This is a genomic window from Microbacterium sp. 13-71-7 (assembly GCF_002257455.1).
Classification (GTDB): Bacteria; Actinomycetota; Actinomycetes; order Actinomycetales; family Microbacteriaceae; genus Microbacterium.
Genome location: NZ_NCKN01000168.1, coordinates 1 through 9,128 on the forward strand (window position 1 = coordinate 1; position 9,128 = coordinate 9,128).

Consider the following 9,128-nt stretch of genomic DNA (forward strand, 5'->3'; position numbering starts at 1 on the left):
TGTCAGCGTAGGAAGCCGCTGCGCGGGCCTCATCGGGCCCGGCTCCGAAGTCCTTCCCGGGCGATCCGACACGGTGTCGGAACCCGGGCCGCCGGAGGCGCGATCGTGTCCGTCGGCGATCTCCGGCGCGCGATCGCGACGCGCCGGAGATCGATCGGGGGTTCAGAGAAGCGCGGCGAGGACCGCGTCGTTCTCCGCGGGGAGGCCGACCGTGACGCGCGCGCCGCCGGCGTTGGGGAACGGCCGGGCGAGGACGCCCTGCTCCGCGAAGCGCGCCATGAGCCCGCCGGCATCGCCCGGGAGGAACAGGAAGTTGGACTGGCTCGGGAGAACCGCCACCCCGGCCTCGTCGAGGGCGTGCACGATGCGCGCCCGCTCCGCGACGATCGTCGCGACCCGTTCTTCGGCGATCGCGATGCCCTCGGGGCTGAAGGCCGCGATGAGGGCGGCCTCGGCGATCCCGTTGAGCGCGAATCCGACCGAGGTGCGCCGCAGGGCCTCCGCGATGCGCCCGGAGGCCGCCGCGTAGCCGGCTCTGATGCCGGCCAATCCGTGCGACTTCGAGAGCGTGCGGAGGATCACGAGGTTGTCGAACTCGTCCAGGAGCGGCAGCGTGGCCTCGACCGGCTCGTCCGTGACGAACTCGCGGTAGGCCTCGTCGAGCACGACGATCACGGTCTCGGGCACGCTCCGGAGGAACTCCCGCAGCCCCTCGACCGGGATCAGGCCACCGGTCGGGTTGTTCGGGTTGCAGAGGTACACGATGCGCGTCTCCGGACGGATCGCGGCGGCCATCGCCGCCAGATCCATCGCGCCGTCCCCGGCGAGACCGACCGCGGTGGCATCCGCCCCGGCGAGGCCGAGCGCGGCCTTGTACGCCTCGAACGACGGCGCGGGGTAGACGCCGTGCACGCCGGGCTCGCAGACCAGCCGCGCGAGACCGTGCAGGAGCGATCCGGAGCCGTTGTCCACGGCCACCCGATCGGGGTCGACGCCGAGCACCCCGGCGATCGCGGCACGGGCCGCGGCACGGTGGTAGTCGGGGTAGCGGTGGGCCGCGCCGACCGCTGCGGACATGGCCGCCACGATCGGCGCCGACGGCGTCCATGGCATCTCGTTCTGGGAGAGCCGGATGGGCGGCGGGGTCGCCCCGGAGGGACGGTTCGGGGTCTGCAGCATCTCGTCGACGACGCCTCGGAACTCGAGCGGCATGCGTCCTCCTTGGGGGCGGAAGTTAATTCTTAATAATGAATATGAACATTATTGAAGACGCCTCGTCCTGTCAACCCGCAGGAGCCCCTCGGATCCTCAGAAGAGCAGCGTGGCGACCGAGGAATGCCTGTGCCGCTCGGCCGCGGAGCGCGCGAGCGCGTGATCGCGCGCTCCGACAGCCGCCGCGAAGTCCAGGTGGGTGCGCAGGCGCTCCAGCGTGCTGGGTGCCGTCGCTCCTTCGAGCTGCTCGGCGATGATGTAGTCGACGAGGTTCGTGTAGAGGCTGCGCAGCAGCTCGTTCGGGGTAATCAGGGCGATCCGCGCATGCAGCGCCCAGATCGCCGACGGCCCCTTCTCGGTGTCCCACGCGGCCTCGAGCCGGTCGGCCAGCGCCGCGATCTCGGCGATGTCCTCGTCGCTCGCGTGCTCGATCGCGTCGTGCAGCACGAGCCCGTCCAACGCATCGAGCACGCGGAGGCAGTCGCTCGCCGTCGCCTTGCCCTCGCGCAGCTGCAGCAGCTGATCGCTGAGCTGCATGAACGGCGAGCGCGACGCGACGAAGATGCCGCCACCGGGACCCGGCTTCGCGTCGACGATCCCGCGCGAGCGGAGCAGCTGGATGGCCTCGCCGAGAGTCGCCGGCGCCACCCCGAAGCGGGTGGCGAGCTCCTGCCGCCGCCCGATGAAGTGCCCGGCCTTCCAGCCGCCGGAGACGATCTCGTCCTCGAGCGACTTCGCGACCTGCACGGCGACGGCGGCATTGGTGATCTGCGTCATGGCTTTCCCCCGGTGATCCCTGCGGTGACCCCGAGCCGGCCACGCGTGAGTACAGAGTATGAGGTGACCCGCGTCGGCGCACCATCTATTGGATATATTCATCATATCCAATGAGCAACGGCGGCCACGGATCGTCGACCTGGGACGAAGGAGTCCTCATGACGGATCCCGCCGCGCTTCGCACCGACGCCGAGGCGCTCCTGCCCGCGCTCGTCGCCCTGCGGCGCTCGCTGCACGCCCGCCCCGAGGCGGGTTTCGCCCTCCCCCGGACGCAGCGCGCCGTGCGCGACACCCTCGCCGGGCTCGATCTCGAGGTGACCGCCGGCCCCGCGGACTTCTCCTCGATCACCGCCGTCGTGCGCGGCGCCCGCCCCGGTCCCGCCGTGCTGCTGCGCGCCGACATGGACGCCCTCCGGGTGCAGGAGCGCACAGGGCTCCGCTACGCCTCGGTCGTCGACGGGGTCATGCACGCGTGCGGGCACGACCTGCACACGGCCGGCCTCGTCGGCGCGGCCCGCCTGCTGGCCGCACGCCGGGAGCGGATGAGCGGCTCGGTCGTGCTCATGTTCGAGCCCGGCGAGGAGGCCGGAGGCGGGGCGCTGCGGATGATCCGCGAGGGCGTCCTCGATGCGGCCGGGCCGCGCGTCGAGGCGGCCTACGGCGTCCACGTGCTGCCAGGGGCGGCCGGGGTGTTCTCGACCCGCGGAGGGACCATCATGGCGGGCGCCTGCGCGCTCGAGGTCGTGGTCGAGGGGCGCGGCGGACACGGATCCCGCCCGCATCTGGCGATCGATCCCGTGCCGGCCGTCGCGCAGATCGTCCTCGCCCTGCACGCGTTCGCGACGCGCCGCTTCGCGACCTCGGATCCGATCGTCCTCTCGGTCACGAAGCTCGCCGGCAGCGAGATCATCAACGCGATCCCCGACACCGCCTCGCTCGGTGCGACGATCCGCATCCTCTCCGAGCGCAGCAGACGAACACTGGAAGCCGAACTGCCCGCTCTCGCGGAGGGGATCGCGGCCGCGCACGGCTGCCGCGCCGCGGTCTCGTTCCGTACGGTCTACCCGGTCACCGTCAACGACGAGGCGTGCGCACGGCGGGCGCTCGCCACGATCGGCGGACTACTCGGCCCCGACCGCGCGGTGCTCGCCGCCGAGCCCTCGATGGCGTCGGAAGACTTCTCCGCGGTCCTCGAGGAGGTGCCGGGCGCGTTCCTGTTCCTCGGCGCCACGCCCGCGGGGATCGATCCCGACGAGGCGGAGATGAACCACTCCCCCCGCGCGCTGTTCGACGACGGCGTGCTCGCGGATCAGGCCGCGGCGCTCGCGGCGCTCGCCCTCGCGCACGTCGGCCCCCGATGACGCCCGCCGGAGCGCGGCAGGGCGCCACCGGCCTCCGGAGCGGAGCCGGCAGCGGCGGCCGGAGGATGGGATCGCCCCGCCTCCGGCCGCCGCGGCCCCCGCATAGATCAGTGCTTCTCGTGGATGAGCGACCAGGGCGACGGGAAGACGTCCACCCGCACGCGGACGATCGCCGGGCGCCGGGCCGCGATCGCGGCCTCGATCGCCGTGCGGACGCCGTCCGCATCCTCGACGTCGACGAAGTCGATGCCGAACGCCTGGGCGAGCAGCGCGAAGTCGGGGTTCACGAGCTCCGAGCCGATGAACCGTCCGCCGTAGGTGTCGCGCTGGATGCGCCACACGTTGCCGAACCGGCCGTCCTCGAACAGCACCGTGACCAGGGGGATCCCGTAGCGCTTGGCGGTCGCGAACTCCTGCAGCGACCAGCCGATCCCGCCGTCTCCGGTGACGGCGACGACGGGACGCCCGCCGGCCCCCACCGCCGCGCCGAGAGCGGTGGGCATCGCGTAGCCGAGCGTGCCCTGGTAGCCGGGCCAGACGTACGAGTGCGGGGCCTGCACGGGGAAGCCGTACGTCGAGACGTATCCGATCTGCGTGAGCTCGTTGACGTACACGCCGTCCTCGGGCAGGGCCGCGCGGATGGCGTCGACGAAGGCCATCTGCGGCGCGACGCGCTCGCGGATCCGCTCCTCGCACTCGGCGCGGAGGCGGCGCAGCTCCTCGCCCCAGCCCTCGCGCGCCGGCGTTCCGGCGACGAGCGCCTCGAGCACCGCGGTCGCGTCGGCCCGGATCGCGAGGTCGGGTCTCCGGGGCGCGCCGAGATCCGCCGCCTCGACGTTCACGAGCGCGACCTTCGCGTCCCCGACGTTCAGCTGCTGCCCGAACGGGGTGAGGAAGCGGCTGCCGAACGAGATCACGAGATCCGCCGTCGCGCGCAGCTCCCAGAGGGCGAAGGCGGGCAGCGCGTGCGGATCGCGTGCGTCGATCGCGCCGCGGCCGTTCTCGCTCATGACCACCGGGGCGTCCAGCCTCTCGGCGAGCGCCGCGATCAGCGCGAACGCGCGATGCCCGCGCACGCCGCCGCCGACGTGCAGCACGGGGCGCTCGCTCTCGGAGAGCAGGCGCAGGAGCGCCGTCACGTCCTCGGCGGGCGCGGCCGGCGCGTCCACGGCGAAGGGGTCGCCGACCTCGACGTCGATCTCGGCGTGCAGCAGGTCGGGCCCGAGCTCGAGCGCGACCGGACGGGGGCGCCCCGTGCGCATCTGCCGGAACCCCTCGTGCACGAGCTCGGGGATCTCCTCGGCCCTGGTCGGACGCATCGACCACTTCGTCAGGCCCTCGACGGTCTCGGTCTGACGCGGGATCTCGTGCAGCGCGCCGAGGCCGCCGCCGACGAGACGGGACGGGATCGTGCCGGCCAGCAGCATCACCTGCGAGGAGCACGCGTAGGCCGTCGCCATGCCTGCCCCGGCGTTGAGCACCCCGGGGCCTGGCACGACCATCGCGACGCCGGGCTTGCCGGAGGCCCGGTGGTAGCCGTCGGCCATGTAGGTCGTGCTCTGCTCGTGCCGAGGGACCAGCAGGTCGATCTCGTCCCGCTTGCGGTACATCCCGTCGGTGAGTCCGTCCAGCTGCACGCCCGGGATCCCGAAGACCGTCTCGACACCCTCGCTGAGCAGTGCCAGGGTGAGCGCGTCGCCGCCTGTCATCTTTGCCATCGCATCGCCTCTCAAGAAATGAATATAATGAATATAGATCTATTTCCCGGATCCCTGCAACGCGGCCGCTCGCGCTCCGCCCTCGCAGGGGTGCGCGACGGCTTCCGGCGGACGGCGGGGAGCACCGGAAGACAGGGAGGCGGGCGATGACCCTCGAAGCGCAGGTGCAGGCGTACGCGGACCGGCTCGGGCGACCCATCATCGTGTTCGACGCGGAGTTCACGGTCACCGCGTTCAGCGTGCACGACGGGGATGTCGACCACGCGCGGCTCGCGATCATCCTGGCCCACCGCGGGTCGTCCCGCGCACGGGAGTCGATCAAGGAGTTCCGGGTCGGCCAGGCCGACGGGCCCGTGCTGATCCCCGCGATCGAGGGCGGACAGACCCGCCTCGTCGCCCCGATCCGCCACGACGGCCACCTCGTCGGGTACGTCTCCTCCACGATCCCCGACGGGCACGAGGCCGTCGCCGACGACGAGGTGCTGCGCACAGGGCGCGAGCAGCTCGGCGTGGTGCTCGCGGCGATGGCGCTCGGCAACCGGCAGGACGAGGACAGGGCGCTGCGCCTGCTCTCCGCACTGTTCGGCGGCGGCGCGGAGCACAGGGCGCGGGCCGCGGATGAGCTGCTCACGAGCGGCCTGCTCTCGCCCGCACCGCACTACACCGCGATCTCTCTCGCCGTCGCCCCCGGGACGGCGGCGAGTGCGGCGACCCTGCGCCTGCTGCTGGACAGGGCCGTCGCGAGCATCCCGGTGTTCCCCACGCTCAAGGCGGTCGGGGCCGTGATCGACGGCGAGGCCGTGATCGCGGTGCCCTACGAGATCGACGCCGACCGCCTGACCGCACTGCTCGCACAGCCGGCGTTCTCCGAGCTGCGCGCAGGGATCGGCGGCGCGCACGCGCCGCTCGCCTCCGCCTTCCGCTCACTCAGGGAGGCGCGGATCGCCCAGCGCGCCGCCGTCGTCGACGACGAGCGCGGCCGAGTCGCGCACTGGGCGGACCTGGGTCTCGACCGCGTGCTGCTGCAGCTGCCGCTCGCCGAGCTCGCCCTGACCGATCTTCCCGAGGCCGTCCAGCGGCTCCTCGATGCGCAGTCCGGTCCCGATCTCGCGCACACGCTCGAGGCCTATCTGGACTGCGGGTGCGATGCCCAGCGCACCGCCCAGGAGCTGCACGTGCACCGGAGCACCCTCTACTACCGCCTCGACCGCATCCGGGCCATCGCCGACCTCGACCTCGCCGACGGGGGCGTCCGCCGCGAGCTGCACACCGCCCTGCGGGTCGCCACGCTCGCCGGTCTGCGGTGATCGGCAGACACGGATCCGTCAATTGACTATATTGATTAGAGTTGATTGCGGACGCCCTCCGACCGCCCCGATCCCATCGCATGCAAGGGAGCTGCCATGAACGCACTGCTGACCTCGGTCTCCGTCCCCGACGGCCGTCCGATCCTGGATGCCGCGACCCGCGCGGAAGTGGGACGGGCTCCGGTCCGCACGGTGGCGGACCTGGACCGCGCGATCGACGCCGCCCGCGCCGCACAGCCCGGTTGGGCCGCCCTGGGGCACGCCGAGCGCTCGCGCCTGCTGCGCCTCGTCGCCGACGACCTCGACGCGCACGCCGAGGAGCTCGGCGAGATCGTCACCGCGGAGCAGGGCAAGATCGACGGCGCCGGAGAGGTCCACGGCGCCGCGCACTGGCTGCGCGCGGCGGCCGACACCGTGCTGGATCCGCAGGTGCTGCGCGAGGACGGCGCCTCCCGCACCGAGCTGCACTACGTCCCGCTTGGCGTGGTCGCGTCGATCGGGCCGTGGAACTTCCCCGTCATGATCTCGGTCTGGCACATCGCCCCGGCGCTGCGCATGGGCAACACCGTCGTCATGAAGCCCTCCGAGAACACCCCGCTGAGCGTGCTGGCCCTCGCCGAGATCTTCCGCCGCCATCTGCCCGCGGACGTCGTCACCGCGGTCTCCGGGGATCGCGAGGTCGGTGCGGCCCTGGCCGCCCACCCCGGCATCGCCAAGATCGTGTTCACCGGATCCACCCCCACCGGCCGGCGCATCGTGGAGAGCTCCGCGCACAACCTCGCCCGGCTCACCCTCGAGCTCGGCGGCAACGACGCCGGGATCGTGCTGCCAGGCACCGACGTCGCCGCGATCGCCGACCGCCTGTTCTGGGGCGCCTTCATGAACACCGGCCAGGTGTGCGCCGCGCTCAAGCGCCTCTACGTGCACGACTCGGTCTACGACGACGTCGTCGCCGCTCTCGCCGAGCGTGCCGAGGCCGCGCCGATGGGGTCGGGTCACGACAAGAGCAACCGGCTCGGCCCGGTGCAGAACCCGGCGCAGTTCGACATCGTCGCGCGCCTCGTCGACGACGCCCGCGACCGCGGGGGCAGGATCATCACCGGCGGCGAGCCGGCCGCCGAGCTCGGCCCGCTCTTCTACCGCGCCACGATCGTCGCCGACGTCGAGGACGGTGCGGCGATCGTCGACGAGGAGCAGTTCGGACCCGTCCTGCCCGTCGTGCGCTACTCCGACGTCGAGGACGCCGTGCGCCGTGCGAACGGCACCGAGCAGGGCCTCGGCGCCTCGGTCTGGGGGCCCGATGTCGATGAGGCCGCCGCCGTGGCGCAGCGCCTCGACGCCGGCACGGTCTGGATCAACCAGCACGGCGGCGTCGATCCGTCGATCCCCTTCGGCGGCACCAAGGCCTCCGGCTACGGCCTGGAGTTCGGCGTCGAGGGTCTCAAGGCGATGGCGGCGACGAAGGTCATCCGCCGCTGACGTACGGAGCACCCGGCCCAGATCCGCTCGCTCCACCCGCTCCCGTCGCGAAGACTGCCGCTATTCATCGTGGATAGCGGCAGTCTTTGCGACGGGAGCGGTTTCCTGGGCCGGTTCAGGCGGCGCCGCGCAGCAGCTCCCAGAGCGCGGCGGCCTCCGGTGCGGTGGGGGCGGCGCCGCGCCAGACCACGGTCTGGTCCTGCCGCACGAGCGTGATCGGCCGGTCGTACTCCGCCGGCAGCCGAGAGGCCTCGACGACCGCGAACGGGATCCCGCGGAGTTCGGCGGCCGCCGCGAGCACGTCGAGGTGCGCGCCCGGCGCGCAGACGGCCGTGTACCCGGGCGAGAGCAGGTCGTAGAGCGAGGTCCCGTCCTCGAGCCGGAAGTGCGGGGCGCGGCAGCCGGGCGCCGTCGACGGCGTGTACGTGCCCATCGTGTAACCGGGCGCCGTGCCGCCGTCGTAGCGGACGATCGGCGAGGCATCGTAGCTGTAGCCGTAGTTGAGCCCCGCGGCCGCGAACTGCGGCTCGTTGAGGGCGCGGACGGCGGCGCCGAAGGCGCGGCGCGCCTCCTCCCTGTCCGGCCCCTCCGCCTCGAGGGCTGCGGGCAGCCCCGGCTTCGCGAGCTTCTGCTGATGGCTCATGGCGAAGTGCGAGACCTGCTCGGTGATCGGGCGGCGCTCGGCCTGATAGGCGTCCAGGATCCGCTCGTCCGCCCAGCCGGCGATCCTCGCGCCCAGCAGCCAGGTGAGGTTCAGCACATCGGCGATGCCCGCGTTCATGCCGAAGCCCGCGAACGGCACCCAGAGGTGGCATGCGTCCCCCGCGATGAAGACCCGGCCGTCGCGGAAGCGGTCGGCGAGCAGCCGCCGCGCGATCCAGTCCTCCTTGGAGACGACCTCGTAGGAGAAGTCCGCGTCGACCCCCAGGATCGCCCGGATCGCGGCATCGCGGTCGACGGATCCGGGATCCTCCGCCTCCTCGGGCGAGAGGTAGGTGTGCACGAGGAACGTCCCGGTGCCGTCGATCGCGTAGACGTGTCCGACCCGGCGCGGGTTGAACGTGTAGTACCCCCACGCGCGCGGCTCCTCGGCCGACATCAGCGCGTACAGGTGCGGGGCGCGGATGCACGTCGACTGCACGTGCTGCAGCACGGGATCGCCGCTGAGCTTCGCGCCGATCTGCTTGCGGACGGCGGATCGCCCGCCGTCCGCGCCGATGAGGTAGCGGGCGCGCAGGGTGCGCTCGTTCTCGCCGTCGAGGTCGCTGATCGTC

The 9,128-nt window shown here is 72.6% G+C and carries 7 protein-coding genes; 3 read left to right on the top strand and 4 right to left on the bottom strand.

The genetic code is table 11. The features are described 5' to 3' along the window. Positions 1-162: 162 nt before the first annotated feature. Positions 163-1,212 carry an aminotransferase class I/II-fold pyridoxal phosphate-dependent enzyme gene (locus tag B7X32_RS14885; RefSeq protein ID WP_292721180.1) on the bottom strand — a complete coding sequence of 350 codons (1,050 nt, stop codon included), beginning with the start codon at positions 1,210-1,212 and terminating at the stop codon, positions 163-165. Positions 1,213-1,308: 96 nt separating this feature from the next. Further along, positions 1,309-1,989 carry an FCD domain-containing protein gene (locus tag B7X32_RS14890; protein ID WP_292721182.1) on the bottom strand — a complete coding sequence of 227 codons (681 nt, stop codon included), beginning with the start codon at positions 1,987-1,989 and terminating at the stop codon, positions 1,309-1,311. A 158-nt stretch (positions 1,990-2,147) separates the two neighbouring features. Here B7X32_RS14890 and B7X32_RS14895 point away from each other — a divergent pair, with 158 nt between their 5' ends. After that, a complete protein-coding gene (locus tag B7X32_RS14895; protein WP_292721183.1) occupies positions 2,148-3,350 on the top strand; it encodes a M20 family metallopeptidase in 1,203 nt (400 codons plus the stop codon). A 107-nt stretch (positions 3,351-3,457) separates the two neighbouring features. On the opposite strand, the gene B7X32_RS14900 is transcribed toward B7X32_RS14895, so the two are convergent. Further along, the gene (locus B7X32_RS14900) at positions 3,458-5,068 is read right to left on the bottom strand and encodes a thiamine pyrophosphate-dependent enzyme (protein ID WP_292721186.1); all 1,611 of its coding nucleotides are present in this window, start codon (positions 5,066-5,068) and stop codon (positions 3,458-3,460) included. 146 nt (positions 5,069-5,214) lie between these two features. Between B7X32_RS14900 and B7X32_RS14905 the strand changes: the two genes are divergently transcribed. Together B7X32_RS14905 and B7X32_RS14910 are read left to right on the top strand one after the other, a co-directional pair. Further along, complete coding sequence (locus tag B7X32_RS14905) at positions 5,215-6,375, top strand: PucR family transcriptional regulator (protein WP_292721189.1); 1,161 nt, start codon at positions 5,215-5,217, stop codon at positions 6,373-6,375. A gap of 96 nt (positions 6,376-6,471) precedes the next feature. After that, a complete protein-coding gene (locus B7X32_RS14910) occupies positions 6,472-7,854 on the top strand; it encodes an aldehyde dehydrogenase family protein (RefSeq protein WP_292721192.1) in 1,383 nt (460 codons plus the stop codon). A 115-nt stretch (positions 7,855-7,969) separates the two neighbouring features. Here B7X32_RS14910 and B7X32_RS14915 read toward each other — a convergent pair. Further along, a partial coding sequence (locus B7X32_RS14915) for an FAD-dependent monooxygenase (RefSeq protein ID WP_292721195.1) occupies positions 7,970-9,128 on the bottom strand: 1,159 nt, incomplete at its 5' end.

Excerpts from the sequence above, each read along its gene's own strand:
- B7X32_RS14895 (WP_292721183.1), top strand. The coding sequence starts at position 2,148 with ATGACGGATCCCGCCGCGCTTCGCACCGACGCCGAGGCGCTCCTGCCC.
- B7X32_RS14890 (WP_292721182.1), bottom strand. The coding sequence starts at position 1,989 with ATGACGCAGATCACCAATGCCGCCGTCGCCGTGCAGGTCGCGAAGTCG.
- B7X32_RS14910 (WP_292721192.1), top strand. The coding sequence starts at position 6,472 with ATGAACGCACTGCTGACCTCGGTCTCCGTCCCCGACGGCCGTCCGATC.
- B7X32_RS14905 (WP_292721189.1), top strand. The coding sequence starts at position 5,215 with ATGACCCTCGAAGCGCAGGTGCAGGCGTACGCGGACCGGCTCGGGCGA.
- B7X32_RS14885 (WP_292721180.1), bottom strand. The coding sequence starts at position 1,212 with ATGCCGCTCGAGTTCCGAGGCGTCGTCGACGAGATGCTGCAGACCCCG.
- B7X32_RS14900 (WP_292721186.1), bottom strand. The coding sequence starts at position 5,068 with ATGGCAAAGATGACAGGCGGCGACGCGCTCACCCTGGCACTGCTCAGC.